The organism is Telluria sp. AC161, assembly GCF_979258535.1.
The window spans coordinates 2,191,483-2,206,571 of record NZ_OZ409861.1 but is presented as its reverse complement, the minus strand read 5'-3'; the positions used below and the strand labels follow the sequence as shown (position 1 = coordinate 2,206,571).

14 protein-coding genes are annotated in these 15,089 nt (G+C 62.2%); 7 read left to right on the top strand and 7 right to left on the bottom strand.

Annotated elements, in window-relative coordinates:
- Positions 1 to 10: 10 nt before the first annotated feature.
- The gene (locus tag ACZ0AJ_RS09875) at positions 11 to 1,465 is read left to right on the top strand and encodes a Ppx/GppA phosphatase family protein (RefSeq protein WP_499454225.1); all 1,455 of its coding nucleotides are present in this window, start codon (positions 11 to 13) and stop codon (positions 1,463 to 1,465) included.
- Here the strand turns inward: ACZ0AJ_RS09875 and ACZ0AJ_RS09870 are convergent.
- Together ACZ0AJ_RS09870 and ppk1 are read right to left on the bottom strand one after the other, a co-directional pair.
- On the bottom strand, positions 1,462 to 1,929 hold the full coding sequence (locus ACZ0AJ_RS09870; protein WP_499454223.1) for a SixA phosphatase family protein: 468 nt from the start codon (positions 1,927 to 1,929) through the stop codon (positions 1,462 to 1,464). The genes ACZ0AJ_RS09875 and ACZ0AJ_RS09870 overlap by 4 nt on opposite strands.
- Positions 1,901 to 4,051 carry a polyphosphate kinase 1 gene (gene ppk1 / locus ACZ0AJ_RS09865; protein ID WP_499454222.1) on the bottom strand — a complete coding sequence of 717 codons (2,151 nt, stop codon included), beginning with the start codon at positions 4,049 to 4,051 and terminating at the stop codon, positions 1,901 to 1,903. Before ppk1 ends, ACZ0AJ_RS09870 begins: the two co-directional genes overlap by 29 nt.
- A gap of 156 nt (positions 4,052 to 4,207) precedes the next feature.
- Between ppk1 and lepB the strand changes: the two genes are divergently transcribed.
- Positions 4,208 to 4,879: a signal peptidase I gene (gene lepB, locus ACZ0AJ_RS09860; protein ID WP_499454220.1), complete on the top strand. Its 672-nt coding sequence runs from the start codon at positions 4,208 to 4,210 to the stop codon at positions 4,877 to 4,879.
- Between the two features lie 124 nt (positions 4,880 to 5,003).
- A complete protein-coding gene (locus ACZ0AJ_RS09855; RefSeq protein WP_499454218.1) occupies positions 5,004 to 6,197 on the top strand; it encodes a multidrug effflux MFS transporter in 1,194 nt (397 codons plus the stop codon).
- Positions 6,198 to 6,432: 235 nt separating this feature from the next.
- On the opposite strand, the gene smpB is transcribed toward ACZ0AJ_RS09855, so the two are convergent.
- A complete protein-coding gene (smpB, locus tag ACZ0AJ_RS09850; RefSeq protein WP_343028481.1) occupies positions 6,433 to 6,882 on the bottom strand; it encodes an SsrA-binding protein SmpB in 450 nt (149 codons plus the stop codon).
- A gap of 96 nt (positions 6,883 to 6,978) precedes the next feature.
- Here smpB and ACZ0AJ_RS09845 point away from each other — a divergent pair, with 96 nt between their 5' ends.
- Positions 6,979 to 7,410 (top strand): type II toxin-antitoxin system RatA family toxin, encoded by a 432-nt coding sequence (locus ACZ0AJ_RS09845; protein ID WP_258834442.1) that lies wholly within the window; start codon positions 6,979 to 6,981, stop codon positions 7,408 to 7,410.
- Complete coding sequence (locus ACZ0AJ_RS09840) at positions 7,403 to 7,735, top strand: RnfH family protein (RefSeq protein WP_499454215.1); 333 nt, start codon at positions 7,403 to 7,405, stop codon at positions 7,733 to 7,735. The genes ACZ0AJ_RS09845 and ACZ0AJ_RS09840 overlap by 8 nt, the downstream gene beginning before the upstream one ends.
- On the opposite strand, the gene ACZ0AJ_RS09835 is transcribed toward ACZ0AJ_RS09840, so the two are convergent.
- Positions 7,707 to 8,231 (bottom strand): DUF4124 domain-containing protein, encoded by a 525-nt coding sequence (locus ACZ0AJ_RS09835; protein WP_499454214.1) that lies wholly within the window; start codon positions 8,229 to 8,231, stop codon positions 7,707 to 7,709. The two genes, ACZ0AJ_RS09840 and ACZ0AJ_RS09835, sit on opposite strands and share 29 nt — an antisense overlap.
- A 149-nt stretch (positions 8,232 to 8,380) precedes the next feature.
- Here ACZ0AJ_RS09835 and guaB point away from each other — a divergent pair, with 149 nt between their 5' ends.
- Positions 8,381 to 9,841 carry an IMP dehydrogenase gene (gene guaB, locus ACZ0AJ_RS09830; protein WP_499454211.1) on the top strand — a complete coding sequence of 487 codons (1,461 nt, stop codon included), beginning with the start codon at positions 8,381 to 8,383 and terminating at the stop codon, positions 9,839 to 9,841.
- 100 nt (positions 9,842 to 9,941) lie between these two features.
- Positions 9,942 to 11,552, top strand: a complete 1,611-nt coding sequence (guaA, locus tag ACZ0AJ_RS09825) for a glutamine-hydrolyzing GMP synthase (protein ID WP_499454210.1) — start codon at positions 9,942 to 9,944, stop codon at positions 11,550 to 11,552.
- A 136-nt stretch (positions 11,553 to 11,688) separates the two neighbouring features.
- Here guaA and ACZ0AJ_RS09820 read toward each other — a convergent pair whose 3' ends face one another.
- From ACZ0AJ_RS09820 to ACZ0AJ_RS09810, 3 genes are read right to left on the bottom strand one after another with little or no spacing between them, the layout of a single operon-like run.
- Positions 11,689 to 11,955, bottom strand: a complete 267-nt coding sequence (locus ACZ0AJ_RS09820) for a PAAR domain-containing protein (protein ID WP_499454208.1) — start codon at positions 11,953 to 11,955, stop codon at positions 11,689 to 11,691.
- A 49-nt stretch (positions 11,956 to 12,004) separates the two neighbouring features.
- Positions 12,005 to 13,387 carry a T6SS immunity protein Tli4 family protein gene (locus ACZ0AJ_RS09815; protein ID WP_499454206.1) on the bottom strand — a complete coding sequence of 461 codons (1,383 nt, stop codon included), beginning with the start codon at positions 13,385 to 13,387 and terminating at the stop codon, positions 12,005 to 12,007.
- A complete protein-coding gene (locus ACZ0AJ_RS09810) occupies positions 13,384 to 15,036 on the bottom strand; it encodes a lipase family alpha/beta hydrolase (protein ID WP_499454674.1) in 1,653 nt (550 codons plus the stop codon). The genes ACZ0AJ_RS09815 and ACZ0AJ_RS09810 overlap by 4 nt, the downstream gene beginning before the upstream one ends.
- Positions 15,037 to 15,089: the final 53 nt, after the last annotated feature.

Genomic DNA, 15,089 nt, shown 5'->3' with positions numbered 1-15,089 from the left:
AAAGGGCCTCATGTTTGCAGCAGTCGACCTCGGGTCCAACAGCTTCCGCCTTCACATCGGCGAGCCCGCCGGTGGCCGCATCCACATCGTGCGCACCGCGCGCAATCCGATCCGCCTGGCGGCCGGTCTCGATGCCGACAATATGCTCAGCGAAGCGGCAATGCGCAGCGCGATTCACTGCCTGCAAGAGTTCCGCAAGATCCTCGACGAATACCAGCTCGACGCCATGCGCGTGGTCGCCACCAACACGATGCGCGTGGCGAAGAACGCCGACCTGCTGCTGCCGCTGGCCGAGAACGCGATCGGGCATCCGATCGACATCATCTCGGGCGAGGAAGAAGGGCGCCTGATCTACATGGGCGTGGCGCGCGCGATCGAGCGTCACGACGAGCGGCGCCTGGTGATCGACATCGGTGGCGGCTCGACCGAAGTCATCGCCGGCACCGGGGGCGACATTCAATTAGTCGAATCCTTCGGCATCGGCACCCAGCCGCAAACGCTGGCCTACTTCCCGGATGGCCGCATCACGGCGCACAATTTCGACGCCGCCGTCACCGCCGCGCGCGCCCGCTTCGAAGACGCCGCCTCGCTGTACCACGCCAAGGGCTGGGATACCGCCTACGGCTCGTCGGGCACGATGCGGGCGATTTCCGAAGTCATCTCGCGCAACGCCATCGGCGACGGCACGGTTTCGCAGCACAGCCTGCAGGCGCTGCGCGCGATCCTGCTCGACCTGGGTCACGTGGATGCCTTCGTGCTCCCGGGCGTCAAGCGCGAGCGCGTGCCCGTGATGGTCGGCGGCCTGACGGTGCTGATCGGCGCGATGCAAGAGCTGAAGGTCGAGCGGCTCACCGCCATCAATGCGGGCTTGCGCCTGGGCGTGCTGTCCGATCTCGAACTGCGCGCAAACCGGCGCGACCGGCGCGACGCCGCAATCCGTGCCTGCATGGGGCGCTTCCGCGTCGACAGCGGGCGCGCACTGCGCACCGTGGGCATCGCGACGCAGCTGTTCGAACGCCTGCAGCCGCAGGGCGAGACGCACCGGCCGTACCTGGCCTGGGCCGCGATGCTGCACGAAATCGGCCTGGCGATCTCGATGAGCGGCGCGCACAAGCATGGCGCCTACATCGTCGAACACGCCGATCTGGGCGGCTTCACGACGCGCGAGCAGCGCATGCTGTCCACGCTGGTGCTGGGCCAGAAAGGCAATCTGCGCAAGATCCGTGAAACGCTGGTGGAGGCCGACCTGGCCAAGGCCGTGCTGGCGCTGCGCCTGGCGATCGTGCTGATGCACGCACGCGCCGATGACGATATCGCCGGCCTGCGCCTGCGCATGCGCTCACGCATCGACCTGGATCTGCCGGCGGAGCTGATGCGCAAGCACCCGACGCTCGCGCCATGGCTCGAGAAAGAAGTGCAGGCCTGGAGTGAGGTCGGGGTGCCGTTCCAGGTGCGCCAAATTTAACGCAGCTTGCCGATCACATCCGGCCCGGCGACGAGCCGGATGTACGGCATGCCATCGCTGGCCTTGTGCTCGATCCAGAACACGCCGCCCTTGCGGATGCGCCAGTCCTGCTTTTGCCCGCACAGTAACAGCGAGGCCACGTCACCCAGCAGCGGCTGGTGACCCACGACCAGCACCGGCTGCCGGTGCGCCGGCCAGCCGCAGGCCTCGATGATCGCTTCCGCGCTCGACGCCGTGCTCAATGCTTCCACCACCTTGTAACGCCGCCCCAGCGCGTCGGCCGTCTGCACGCAGCGCGTGGCGGGGCTGACCAGGATGCGGCAGTCGGCCGGCAACTTACGCTCCAGCCACGCGCCCATGCGGGCGGCGTGGCGCTGGCCTTTCGGCGTGAGCGCGCGGTGTTCGTCGGCCAGTTCAAGCGAGCCTGGCTCGGCTTCAGCGTGGCGCCAGAGGATCAGTTCCATTGTCGATTTCCTTGTTCGGGACGCTCTCGGCGCCCAGCGTGTCCATCAATGCCTGCTGCGCGCTGTAGCCAACCTGCTTGCCGCGCGGCCGGCGGCGGCGGTAGCGCCCATCGCTGCCCAGTTCCCACGCATTCACGTTGTCCTTCAGGTAGGGCAGCAAGCCTTCGCGCATGATGCGGCGCTTGAGCAGCGGCGCGCGGATCGGGAATGCCACCTCGACCCGGCGGAACAGATTGCGGTTCATCCAGTCGGCGCTGCTCAGGTACGTGTCGTGTTTCAGGTCGTTGCGGAAGTAGTAGATCCGCGTGTGCTCCAAAAAGCGTCCGACGATCGAGCGCACCTTGATATTCTCGGACAGCCCTTCGACGCCCGGACGCAGCGCGCAGGCGCCGCGGATGATCAGGTCGATCTTCACGCCCACGCACGACGCGTCGTACAGCGCCTTGATCACCGATTCGTCGGTCAGGGAATTCATCTTGGCGATGATGCGCCCCGGTTTGCCCTGTTTCGCCAGCTCGGTCTCGTTGCGGATCGCGCGCACGATTTCCTTGTGCAGCGAGAACGGCGCCAGCCAGATGCTGGCCAGCTGCTTGGGCCGCGTCATGCTGGTCAGGTGGATGAAGACTTCGTTTACGTCCGACGTCAGGTCGTCGTCGGATGTGAGGATGCCGAAGTCGGTGTAGAACCGGGCGGTGGTCGGGTTGTAGTTGCCGGTGCCGAGGTGCGCATAGCGGCGCAGGCCACTCGGTTCGCGGCGCAGCACGAGTGCCATCTTGGCGTGCGTTTTCAATCCGACGACGCCATACACGACCTGGGCGCCTGCCTTCTCGAGCTTCTCCGCCCAGTTGATATTGGCCTCTTCGTCGAAGCGCGCCATCAGTTCGACGATGACGGTGACTTCCTTGCCTCGCTCCGCAGCCGTGATCAGCGCCTCGACCAGTTCGGAATTACTGCCCGCCCGGTAGATGGTCTGCTTGATCGCCACCACGTTGGGATCGGCCGCCGCGCACTGGATGAAGTTGATCACCGGCTGGAACGATTCGAACGGGTGGTGCAGCAGCACGTCTTGCTTCCTCAGTGCGGCGAACATGTCGGCGCCTGACAGCTTGCCCGGATAGCCCGACACATACGACGGGAATTTCAGGTCTGGCTGGTCGTGCTGGTTGACGATTTCGAGCAGGCGCCCCAGGTTCACCGGGCCATCGACGGTGAACAGGCGGCTGCGGTCGATGTGGAACTGGTTCAGCAAGAAATCGGCCAGGTGCGCCGGGCATGAGCGGCCCACTTCGAGGCGCACGGCAAAGCCGTACTGGCGGCCATGCAGCTCGCTTTGGAGCGCCTGGCGCAGGTTTTTCACTTCCTCTTCGTCTACCCACAGGTCGCTGTTGCGCGTGACGCGGAACTGCGAGTACGACACCACTTCGCGGCCGGTGAACAGATCGGCCATGTGCGACTGGATCACCGACGACAGCAGGCAGTACGAGCTGCCCGGCTTGTCCGACAGGTCGTCCGGCAGGCGGATCACGCGCGGCAGCACGCGTGGCGCCTTCATGATGGCGATGCCCGAACCGCGCCCGAACGCATCCTTGCCACTCAATTCAACGATGAAGTTCAGGCTCTTGTTGATCACGCGCGGGAACGGGTGCGCCGGATCGAGGCCAATGGGCGTGAGCAGCGGGCGCACTTCGCGGTCGAAATACTGCTTGACCCACGCGCGCTGGGCCGCATTGCGTTCGCTGCGGTGCAGGAGGTGGATGCCTTGCTCGGACAGCTGCGGCAGGATCTCCTGATTGAACAGCGCGTACTGGCGCGCGATCAGGTGGCGGCACTCGGCGCTCGCGCGCTCGAGGTCGGCGGCCAGGGTCTCGGGCAGTTCGCTGTCGTTGCGGTCGATCTGGTAGGTGGCGAGCAGGCTGGCCACGCGCACTTCGAAGAACTCGTCCAGGTTGCTCGCGACGATGCACAAAAAGCGCAGGCGCTCGAGCAGCGGTACGGTGGGGTCTTCCGCCTGTGCCAGCACGCGGCGGTTGAATTCAAGCAGCGACAGCTCGCGATTCAAATAGGCGCTGCCGTCGGAAAATTGTTTCAAGTCAGCCTCGGTGGCCTTTTTTTTCATATCCATGGTCTGCGGTCGTAGTCGTCCCGCAATCAGTCTAGTTGTCGAATATGACAGCGTAGTGACACTGCTGTCAGGATTGCGTTGTTAACGAAAGGCTAAGCATTGACCGTTGATCGACATTTACCATCCATGACTCCATCACCCAATCAGGAGCAGTCCGTGACCAAACTCATCCGCGCCAACAAGGGTTTTCTGCTGTTTCTGCTGCTGTTCGGCGTATTTCGCACCGCGGTCGCTGACTGGAGCCCGATTCCATCCGGGTCGATGCGGCCCAATCTGCTCGAGGGCGACGTGGTGTTCATCAACCGGCTGGCATACGACCTCAAGATACCACTGACTGAACGGCAAGTGGCGCACCTTGGCGATCCTGTCCGCGGCGACGTGGTCGTGTTTTATTCACCGCTCGATGGCACGCGCCTGATCAAGCGTGTGCTGGCGCTGCCGGGCGACCTGGTCGAGATGCGCAACGACCGCTTGAGCATCAACGGGAAAGGGGCCGCCTACACATTGGCCGGGACCGCACGTGAGCTGGCTGGCGGCCGCGAGGTCGACGCCGTCCGCCTCAGCGAATCCGTGGGCGGCACGCACCAGCGCGTACAACTGCTGCCTGGCGTGCCCGCGCTGAGAGACATCGCGCTGCTCCGCATACCGACTGGCCAGTACCTGATGCTCGGCGATAACCGCAACAACAGCGCCGACTCGCGCGTCATCGGCCTGGTGCCGCGTGCGAAGCTGCTTGGCCGCGCTGAACGCATCCTGGTCTCGGCTGACTATCAGCACGACTGGATGCCCCGTTTCGAGCGCTTCGGCATGGCGCTACGCGCCGATTGAAAACAGGGCAGCGGCAGATCGGGAAGGCCGAAATCGATTACAATCGCAGCCCTCCAATGCCCGTCATCCGGCTCCATGCAGCGTGCATCGTGCAGCGCCGGCAGGTTTTCCGAAAGCGCCGTCCATGCAAAAACTCCTCACCGTCATCCTCGCCTGCCTCGGCATGGTCGGGGCCCTGGCCATCGACACCTACCTGCCATCGATGCCGGCCATCGGCGCCGAATATGCAGTCGGCCCGGTCGCGGTGCAGCAGACGCTGAGCGTGTTCCTGTTTACGTTTGCGTTCATGATGCTGTTCTACGGGACGCTGTCCGATTCGTTCGGCCGCCGTCCCGTGATCCTGACTGCGCTGACGGTCTACACGCTGGCCTCGATTGGCGCGGCGTGGGCACCGAGCTTCGGCTGGCTGCTCGTGTTTCGCGCGTTGCAGGGCCTGTCGGCCGGCGCAGGCTCGGTGATCGGCCAGGCCATCGTGCAGGACCGCTTCTCGGGCGCGCAGGCGCAGCGCATGATGTCGCACATCATGATGGTATTCGGCCTCGCGCCGGCGATCGCCCCGGTCCTGGGCGGCTGGCTGCACGTGACCTTCGGCTGGCGCTCGTCGTTCGTGTTCCTGGCGGTGTTCGGCGCGCTGCTGATCCTCGTGTGCCTGAAGTTCCTGCCCGAGAGCCTGCCGCGTGACAAGCGCCAGGTCTTCCATCCGGGGACGATCGGCCGCAACTACGTCAAGGTGCTGCGCCATCCGCAGTTCGTGCTGCTGTCGCTCGCGCTGGGCCTCGCGTTTTCGGGTCTGTCGCTGTATATCGGTTCGGCATCGAATTTCGTGATGGTGATCCTCGGGCTGCCCGAGACGGCGTTCGCGTGGATGTTCATCCCGCTCGTTGGCGGCATGGTGGTTGGCTCGGCCTGGGGCGGCAAGCACGCGCACAAAAGCACGCCGACCCGCATGATGTGGCTGGGGTTCGGCGTGATGGCGCTGGGCGCGGCCTTTAACGTCGGCTATAACGCGGTGTTCACCGCCGCCGTGCCGTGGGCCGTGCTGCCGCTGTTCGTCTACACGTTCGGCCTGTCGGTCGCCATGCCGGCGATCCAGATCACCGCGCTGGGCCTGTTCCCGCATAATCGCGGCCTCGCCTCGTCGATGATTGGCTTCATCCAGATGATGTCATTCGCGCTGGTCTCTGGCCTGGTGGCGCCGCTGCTGTTCCACAGCGCGCTGCACCTGGCGCTGGGCGTGGCGGCCGGGCTGGCGCTGAGCTTTGCTGCCTGGCGCTTGTCGGTGCTCATGGCGGTCAAACCTGCCGGCGTTGCGGTCTGAGTGATGGCGGTGCGGCGCACGCTGTTGGCCGCGCCGATACTGCACTTCCGGCGTGATCCCGCGATCGGCATGCCGGCTTGACGGGGGAGGCGCAGGTCGTGCTGGTGGATGAGCAGAGCAGGTGAGGGCGCGGGCGCACGAACACCTGGTTCTGTTCTCGACCCATGACCGCGACCTGATCGCGCTGACCGGCGCCCGCGTGCTGGAGCTGTCGGCACGGGACGCGTAGAACGGCTTAGCGCCGGTTGGTCTTCATCGCCGCATCGACCTCGCGCTTGGCGTCGCGGTCTTTCTCGGTCGAACGCTTGTCGTGCTGCTTCTTGCCCTTGGCCAGGCCGATCTCGCACTTCACGTTGCCCTTCTTGAAGTGCAGATTGAGCGGCACCAGCGTGTAGCCGGAGCGCTCCACCTTGCCGATCAGCTTATCGATCTCGGCGCGGTGCAGCAGCAGCTTGCGCGAGCGCAGCGCCTCGGGATGGCTGAAGCTCGACGTGGTCGTCAATGCACTGACGTGCGCACCGAATAGGTACAGCTCGTTGTCACGGACGAGCACGTAGGCTTCCTTGATCTGCACCCGCCCTTCGCGGATGGCCTTGACTTCCCAACCCTCCAGCACGAGACCTGCCTCGTAGCGGTCTTCGATGAAGTAGTCAAAAAATGCTTTTTTATTGTCAGCGATGCTCATGAAAAGGCGAAAATTCGCGTGTCGGTTAAACTACTGCTATTGCGCCAACGGTGGCGCCACTTGCAAACGACCCCCATCATAACAAACGGTTGACCAATGGCAGTAGTGCACAAATCAGTTTTCCTTGGCTATAGCGCAGAACAGATGTTCGACCTCGTTGCCAAAGTCGAAGATTATCCCAAGTTTCTTCCGTGGTGCAGTGGCGTGAACATCGTCGAACGCACCGATGACAAGCTCGTCGCGGCCCTGCAAATTAATTTTCATGGCGTCAAGCAGAGTTTCACGACCTCGAACCACAACCAGCGCCCGACCCAGATGAAGATGCACCTGGTCGACGGCCCGTTCAAGCTGCTCGAAGCCACCTGGAGCTTCAAGTCGCTGCGCGCCGATGCCTGCAAGATCGAGTTCGACATGCAGTACGAGTTCTCCAGCATGATCCTGGCGCAGATCGTCGGCCCCGTGTTCGGCATGATCGCCAACAGCATGGTCGACTCGTTCTGCAAACGGGCCGAGGTCGTGTATGGCTGATGTCGCGCCCGCGCCGGCATTGCTGGGCATCTCGGTCTGCTATGCCAGCGACAAGGTCGAATGGCTGCGCGAGCTGCAGGTAGAACCCGGCACGACGATCGGCATGGCCATCGAGCGCAGCGGCGTGCTGGAGGCCTTCCCGGATATCAATCTGACGACGCAGCCGGTGGGCATCTACGCCAAGAAGAAGACGCTCGACACGGTGCTGCGCGAGCGCGACCGCATCGAGATCTACCGGCCGCTCGTGGCCGACCCGAAAGAGTCGCGCCGTAAGCGCGCGGCCAAGCGGGAAGGCGCTAGCGGCAGTCCTGCAGCGTCTGATTGACCTGCGCGCCCCGCGTGGCCCGCTCGGCGTCCGTCATATAAGTTTTCTGGCCATCCTGGCCGTAGCGCGCGATGCGTGTGCCGGACGCGAGCTGCGCCTGCGTTTCACGCGCGGCGTTGCAGCGCTCGGCCAGCTGGCGCACACGCTGCGCATCTTCCTGTGCTTTCAGATTGGCTTCGTCGCGTGCCTTGGTGCGTGCGCGGTAGGCGGCTTCCTGCTCGGCCAATGTGGGCGGGCCTTTCGGCGGCATCGGCTTGGCGGCTGGATCGGTGGCTGTCCCATCCGTTAGCGTGGCGGCAGGGGGCGCGGGTGCCAGTTCGGGGGGCGCGCGGCCCGGCGCCTTGACGATCTTGCTGGCCGGCGTGCCGGGCGGCGGCGGGCGATCCGAATACTGGCGCGTGCCGCCGGGGCCGATCCAGACATACTGGGCCTGTGCGGCCGTGGCGGCAAGAAAGAGCAGGGTGGCGCCGAGGGCGCGGTACGGCATCTGCGACATAGAAATTGCTCCTGAGAATTAACAGATTTCGCCATGCTTCGGTCCGGCTGTCAATCGCAAACCGTACCGCACCAACTAAATTTGGGCCAGGCCGGCGACGGAAATCACGGGTTTCTGTATAATTCGCTTTTGCGCCTATAGGAAATACTATGCGTCTCCTCCAAAAAGCACTCACCTTCGATGACGTGCTGCTCGTCCCGGCCTACTCCAACGTTCTTCCGGCCCAAACTTCCCTGCGCACCAAGCTCACCCGCAATATCACGCTGAACATTCCGCTGCTGTCCGCCGCGATGGACACCGTGACCGAAGCGAACCTGGCGATCGCCATGGCGCAAGAGGGCGGTATCGGTATCATCCACAAGAATCTCCGTCCAGCCGACCAGGCGCGCGAAGTCGCGCGGGTCAAGCGCTTCGAAGCGGGCGTGCTGCGCGATCCGATCACGATTCCACCGACCATGAAGATCCGCGAAGTGCTGGCGCTGTCGCAACAGCACGGCATCAGCGGTTTCCCGGTGGTCGAGGGCAACCAGGTGGTCGGCATCATCACCAACCGCGACCTGCGTTTCGAGGAAGACCTGGAAGCCGAAGCGCGCGCGAAAATGACGCCACGCGACAAGCTCGTCACGGTCAAGGAAGACGCGGACACGGCCGAAGCCAAGCGCCTGATGAACAAGCACCGCCTCGAGCGCGTGGTCGTCATCAACGACAACTTCGAGCTGCGTGGCCTGATCACCGTCAAGGATATCCAGAAGTCGCACGAACACCCGCTGGCCTCGAAAGATTCGCAGGGCAAGCTGCTCGTGGGCGCCGCTGTCGGCGTCGGCGAGCGCGACGAAGAGCGCATTGAACTGCTGGTCGCGGCCGGCGTGGACGTGCTGGTGGTCGACACCGCCCACGGTCACTCGCAGGGCATCCTCGACCGCGTACGCTGGATCAAGGAACGTTACCCGCACGTGGACGTCATCGGCGGCAATATCGCTACCGCATCGGCCGCGCTGGCGCTGGTCGAAGCGGGCGCGGATGCGGTCAAGGTCGGCATTGGCCCTGGCTCGATCTGCACCACCCGCATCGTCGCCGGCGTGGGCGTGCCGCAGATCACCGCGATCTCCAATGTTTCCGAAGCGCTTGAAGGCACCGGCGTGCCGTGCATCGCCGACGGCGGCATCCGCTTCTCGGGCGACATCTCGAAAGCACTGGCTGCAGGCGCGCACACCGTGATGATGGGCAGCATGTTTGCCGGTACCGAAGAAGCACCGGGCGAAGTCATCCTGTACCAGGGCCGCAGCTACAAATCGTACCGCGGCATGGGCAGCCTGGGCGCGATGGCAGACGGTTCGGCCGACCGCTATTTCCAGGAAGCGTCGAGCAAGGCCGACAAGTTCGTGCCTGAAGGTATCGAAGGCCGCGTGGCCTACAAGGGCAGCGTGCTGGCGATCATCTTCCAGCTGATCGGCGGCGTGCGCCAGTCGATGGGTTACTGCGGTTGCAGCACCATCGAAGAGCTACGCTCGAAAGCCGAATTCGTCGAGATCACGTCGGCCGGCATGCGCGAATCGCACGTGCACGATGTGCAGATCACGAAAGAAGCGCCGAACTACCGTTCGGAGTAATCGACCTTCGACGCGGCCATTGATGGCCGCGTTTTCTATGGTGGGTGGCGATGCCAGCCACCATACGTTTCGCTCACCACCGACCACATTAAGCTTCCCTATGCATTCGAAAATCCTCATCCTCGATTTCGGTTCCCAGGTCACCCAGCTGATCGCCCGCCGCGTGCGCGATGCCGGCGTGTTCTCCGAAGTCTTCCCCTACGACGTCAGCGATGAATTCGTCCGCAACTACGGCGCCTCGGGCATCATCCTGTCGGGCAGCCACAATTCGACGCTCGAAGGCGACTCGCCACGCGCGCCGCAGGCCGTGTTCGAAGCCGGCGTGCCCGTGCTGGGCATCTGCTACGGCATGCAGACCATGGCGGCCCAGCTGGGCGGTAAAGTTGAAAACGGCCTGAAGCGCGAATTCGGCTACGCCGAAGTGCGCGCCCGTGGCCATACCGCGCTGCTCAACGGCATCAATGACTTCGTGACCGACGAAGGCCACGGCATGCTCAAGGTCTGGATGAGCCACGGCGACAAGGTCCTGGACATGCCCGAAGGCTTCAAGCTGATGGGCTCGACCGACAGCTGCCCGATCGCCGCGATGGCCGACGAAGAGCGTCGTTTCTATGCGCTGCAATTCCACCCCGAAGTGACGCACACGACGCAGGGCGAGGCCATCATCGGTCGCTTCGTGCACGAGATCTGCGGTTGCAAGTCGGACTGGAACATGCCGGACTACATCGGCGAAGCCGTCGAAAAGATCCGCGCACAGGTCGGCACCGACGACGTGATCCTGGGCCTGTCGGGCGGCGTCGACTCGAGCGTGGCTGCCGCGCTGATCCACCGGGCGATCGGTGACCAGCTGACCTGCGTGTTCGTCGACCACGGCCTGCTGCGCAAGGACGAAGGCAAGATGGTCATGAGCATGTTCGAAAAGAACCTGGGCGTGAAAGTGATCCGCATCGATGCCGAAGACCAGTTCATGGGCCACCTGGCCGGCGTGAACGATCCCGAGCAGAAGCGCAAGATCATCGGCCGCGAGTTCGTCGAAGTGTTCCAGGTCGAAGCGGGCAAGCTGACCAATGCCAAGTGGCTGGCGCAAGGCACGATCTACCCGGACGTCATCGAGTCGGCTGGTAAAGGTAAAAAGGGCCAGACGATCAAGAGCCACCACAACGTGGGCGGCCTGCCAGAGACCCTGAACCTGCAACTGCTCGAGCCGCTGCGCGAGCTGTTCAAGGATGAAGTGCGCAAACTCGGCGTCGCGCTGGGCCTGCCGCATGACATGGTCTACCGTCACCCGTTCCCGGGCCCAGGCCTGGGCGTGCGCATCCTGGGCGAAGTCAAGAAAGAGTTCGCTGACCTGCTGCGTGAAGCCGATGCGATCTTTATTGAAGAGCTGCGCAACACGCCATTCGAGGTGCCGCACGTGCCGGGCATCGATGCGGGCAAGGCGCCGCTGAACTGGTATGAGGCAACGAGCCAGGCGTTTGCCGTGTTCCTGCCGGTGAAATCGGTGGGCGTGATGGGCGATGGCCGCACGTATGAATATGTCGTTGCACTGCGCGCGGTGCAGACGCTGGACTTCATGACGGCGCAATGGGCGCATCTGCCGCATGCATTGATGGGCAAGGTGTCGAACCGCATCATCAATGAGGTGCGGGGGATTAACCGCGTTGTCTATGATATTTCGGGGAAGCCGCCGGCGACGATTGAGTGGGAGTGATTCCCGGCTCGGCGGGAGCTGGCAAGCTCCGGCGGTTGAAGTGAAAAAAGCCCCTGATTTCAGGGGCTTTTTTCTGTTTGGATGGCCGCCTCAGCCTTCTATTGCATTCACTGATGCTCGCGCTGAGCCGGTCCGATCATCCGATTTCGTAGTTGCCGATTGTCGAGATCAACTGCGCGCCACAACCAGTCTTGTGTCCCGCAAGCGCAACCGGTTTGCCCTCGACGATGTAATCAGCATCGCCTTCCATCACCTTGGTTACGCCATGTCCCGGAATTGGACAACTACACTGGTCGTCCACGCGCACAACGGCAATGCCGTCCACGAGGTAGTCGCTGGCACTGGCGGAGATGACCTTGCCGCCGTGGGAGGTTGGATCGCCGAGTCGGATGACGTTGGGCATGGTGGTCCTTTGATGTTGGTGGCGGGGATACGGGATGTCGTGGTGTCTGTTACGCCGGCTTGTCAGTGCTGCCACGCCCAAGCGCTTGTCCCGGACTGTCTTTCGCACCGTCGTCAATCCGGACGAATTCCCAGACGGTCGGTTTGCTTGTGAGGTCCGGTGAGCCTTTGAGTCGGTCCAGGAGTGACTGTTGTTTTTGCACGGACGCTTTCGGCAATATCTGGCCACGTTGAAACCACCGGGTATTGTCCTGCGCAAGCACATTGAGGCAATGCCACCAGCCGCTGGCAGGACACGCCATGCCGCTGTTGGCACGTGTGCCGATAGCTGCTTGGGTAGGCGCGACGGCGACCGGTTCCACGACCACCACGGGTCGCACACGCAACGAGGACAGCATCTTGTCCCATAGTGCCAGCGCTTGGGCGTCCGTCAGACTGGAATCGACGGTGGTGCCGGGTTGACTATTGCCGGTGCTCAGCTCGAATGACATGAGTGGAAAAAAAACGCTATCGGTTCGATTGTGGGCGGCTTCCCACATGAATTTGTGCCCATAATTGCCATTGAGTTCGTGTACGCGCTCAAGAAGTTCATCGCCCGCCTGGCCATTAAGCATACGCGTACCTCGTTTGAACAAATGGAAGCGCGAACGGAATTCGTCTCCAGCTGAGGTTCTATCGTGGCGTTCAAGCAATGTCTCTCCCGTAGAAATGCCTGCCGTCATGTCCAGCGCTATCGATACATCGGGGTGCCTATTGAGACCAACGAACATGGTGGTGCGTTCGCTCTGTTCTACCTGTAATGGTTCTGTGATAAACCCCCCGTCAAAACAGAAACCAGCCTCGGTTGGGATTTCGTTTTCTCCGCGCGATCTGAACTGACTGACCAGTTCGGCAAATTCTTTGAGATCCTTGTCGGCGACATATTTCCTACTGAGATTGAAACTGTGTTTTTGCACACGAATCATTGCCTCGGCCCTGACGACTTCGGTGATTGGTTCGTGTGGCAAGCCGGGAATCCACTCCCTGCCGAACACGCGAACCTTGCCGTGAACTCCATGTTTATCAAATGGACGAGCGCTTTCTAGGCTGGGCATCCCCCGTTCATTTTTCTCACCCCGTAACTGAATTTCCCTTTTCTCCAATCGCGCCGTGAATTGTTCATCCGTTTCGTCATAAGTAACGATGCTCCAGCCAGCGATCATCGCGCCCCGGTACGACACTTCCGCATCGGCAGGCATGTCGATCAGGAATCGGCCGACGCACATGGTTTTCGTCTTGAGGTTGTTCATTTCAGCCGTCATGGTTGTCACCTGGTAGTTGAGAAATGCTGCTTGCACCTTACGCGTGAGGGCGATGCAGGCATGGATGAGACAGCCAGCGATGATTAGCCTGGCCAACCACTTCCCGTGCTTGCGCGTAAGCACTTTGTTCATTTCGCGGCCAGTGCGATTCTGACGATTAGTTGCATGGTAAGGGCCAGCATCGACTCATTCGAGTAGCTGCCTTGGTGGTCGTAGCCCCTGGTGCGAAACAGTTGCTTGACGCCTTGCGCTGGTCCCATGCCCGATTGCTGTGGCACCGTACCGTCGCCGGGGCCATCCTGAACCGAATGTGTAAACTGCACAGTGCTGCCATTTGAAAATTTCACCGTGCGGCCGCCGGTCTCGGGGGTGCGGCTGATAAGCATCCCTGAAGCAAGCACGCTGTTTTCGGGCGCAGACGCTGTGTTGACTGCGTGCCAGCGGCAGGTGCCGAACGAAAGATGGCCAGGGTCGTCGCCGTAGAAGGCGTAGCTGTTGGGATGGTAGTAGTCACCGAGCAAAGTAGTATGAAAACGTTCAGCCTGCGCAATTGCACTCTTGATTTCAGCAGTAACTTTGTCAGGGCCTAAGAACTTGTTCGCCGGATCAGCCAGCGCCGGATCGATCATGCGATACCACGAGGCCATATCGCGGTACATGTCATAGACATTGCCGCTTGGCAAGCTCAAGTGGGTGAAGCGCTTTCCTTCGCCAGTTTCAAAGGTCGCGTAGAGCCACGGTTTCGGATATCGGTTGTTCGGCAGGAGTTCGAGTGGCCCTGGGGAAGTAGCCATGACAGGGGTCGTGTCCTCTTCTTTGCGCCCGGCAATATCGGCAAATTTACCGCCGACATAGCCATCAGCTTCAGTCCCGCAGGCGATGCGCCGGTAGCACACCGGCGCGCCGAGTGCGGGCATGACGCCGTGCACGATACCCAGAATCTTGTCAGGAATGCGCTTGGCGCATGCGCGGGCGACCAGCCCTCCCATCGAGTGGGTCACCAGGATGACCTGGCTGCACAGTTGCTTCCTGTCGCGCCAGAATTTGATGATCTCGTCGACACGTTTTTCCAGACGATCCGCCGATAGAGCATTCGACTGCAGCCAGTTGTAGCCCATGGCGTAGACCGGATAGTGGAACTGGGCAAACTGCTTTAATTGTTCTACGGTCAATTCGGCGGTTACGCCTCCGTCCCGTTGCACATTCCACAAATTCCGGTCCCATTTGCCGAGGGAAAACCATTTCGTCAAGAGCACAGGCTTCCCCAATACGGGGCGGAATACCGAATTAAGATGCAACTCAAGATTACTCAGCAGGGCGCCGTAGCTGCTGGCATGGACCTGCCCCCAGCCACGTTCCTTCAGTACTGCAGCGTCGAACGGCACATGTATATCCGGCGTCCCGGGCAATAATCCCGTATCGTCAACGTCCAGCGTCTCGGCATCAAGGATCTGCTGACGCAGTTTAGGTCCGCGCTCCTTCCATGTACTCGCTTCCTTGAGACCTTCCGTACCGCCATTGGGTGGCCGCCAGGCCGCTTCGCCGGGTTTCAACACCTTGTTGGCAGGCTTCGCCGGGTCTTTGGTGGCGCACAAGTTGCTGCCCATGATGCCAGGGATCACGATGACGGGAATCACCTTCGAGGAGGGAATCTTTAGAAGCGCGCGCGTCTTGCAGTCCATCGACGACAAGTGTGCAGTCGCGCGGAAGTTGCCGTCGCAATCCGGTTGCGCAGCGGGCAAAGGGCGGGTGGGTTCAGCTTGCGCATTATTGGCGGACATAATGACGGCCTTTCTAGATCAGTGATTGCGACTCGGGAAAAGATGGCGCGCAC

What these genes read in the sequence shown, in the direction of transcription:
- guaA (WP_499454210.1), top strand. Translation starts at nt 9,942, where the DNA reads ATGCATTCGAAAATCCTCATCCTCGATTTCGGTTCCCAGGTCACCCAG.
- ACZ0AJ_RS09845 (WP_258834442.1), top strand. Translation starts at nt 6,979, where the DNA reads ATGGCAGTAGTGCACAAATCAGTTTTCCTTGGCTATAGCGCAGAACAG.
- ACZ0AJ_RS09855 (WP_499454218.1), top strand. Translation starts at nt 5,004, where the DNA reads ATGCAAAAACTCCTCACCGTCATCCTCGCCTGCCTCGGCATGGTCGGG.
- ACZ0AJ_RS09875 (WP_499454225.1), top strand. Translation starts at nt 11, where the DNA reads ATGTTTGCAGCAGTCGACCTCGGGTCCAACAGCTTCCGCCTTCACATC.
- guaB (WP_499454211.1), top strand. Translation starts at nt 8,381, where the DNA reads ATGCGTCTCCTCCAAAAAGCACTCACCTTCGATGACGTGCTGCTCGTC.
- ACZ0AJ_RS09820 (WP_499454208.1), bottom strand. Translation starts at nt 11,955, where the DNA reads ATGCCCAACGTCATCCGACTCGGCGATCCAACCTCCCACGGCGGCAAG.
- ACZ0AJ_RS09835 (WP_499454214.1), bottom strand. Translation starts at nt 8,231, where the DNA reads ATGTCGCAGATGCCGTACCGCGCCCTCGGCGCCACCCTGCTCTTTCTT.
- ACZ0AJ_RS09840 (WP_499454215.1), top strand. Translation starts at nt 7,403, where the DNA reads ATGGCTGATGTCGCGCCCGCGCCGGCATTGCTGGGCATCTCGGTCTGC.
- smpB (WP_343028481.1), bottom strand. Translation starts at nt 6,882, where the DNA reads ATGAGCATCGCTGACAATAAAAAAGCATTTTTTGACTACTTCATCGAA.
- ACZ0AJ_RS09810 (WP_499454674.1), bottom strand. Translation starts at nt 15,036, where the DNA reads ATGTCCGCCAATAATGCGCAAGCTGAACCCACCCGCCCTTTGCCCGCT.
- ACZ0AJ_RS09815 (WP_499454206.1), bottom strand. Translation starts at nt 13,387, where the DNA reads ATGAACAAAGTGCTTACGCGCAAGCACGGGAAGTGGTTGGCCAGGCTA.
- ppk1 (WP_499454222.1), bottom strand. Translation starts at nt 4,051, where the DNA reads ATGGATATGAAAAAAAAGGCCACCGAGGCTGACTTGAAACAATTTTCC.
- ACZ0AJ_RS09870 (WP_499454223.1), bottom strand. Translation starts at nt 1,929, where the DNA reads ATGGAACTGATCCTCTGGCGCCACGCTGAAGCCGAGCCAGGCTCGCTT.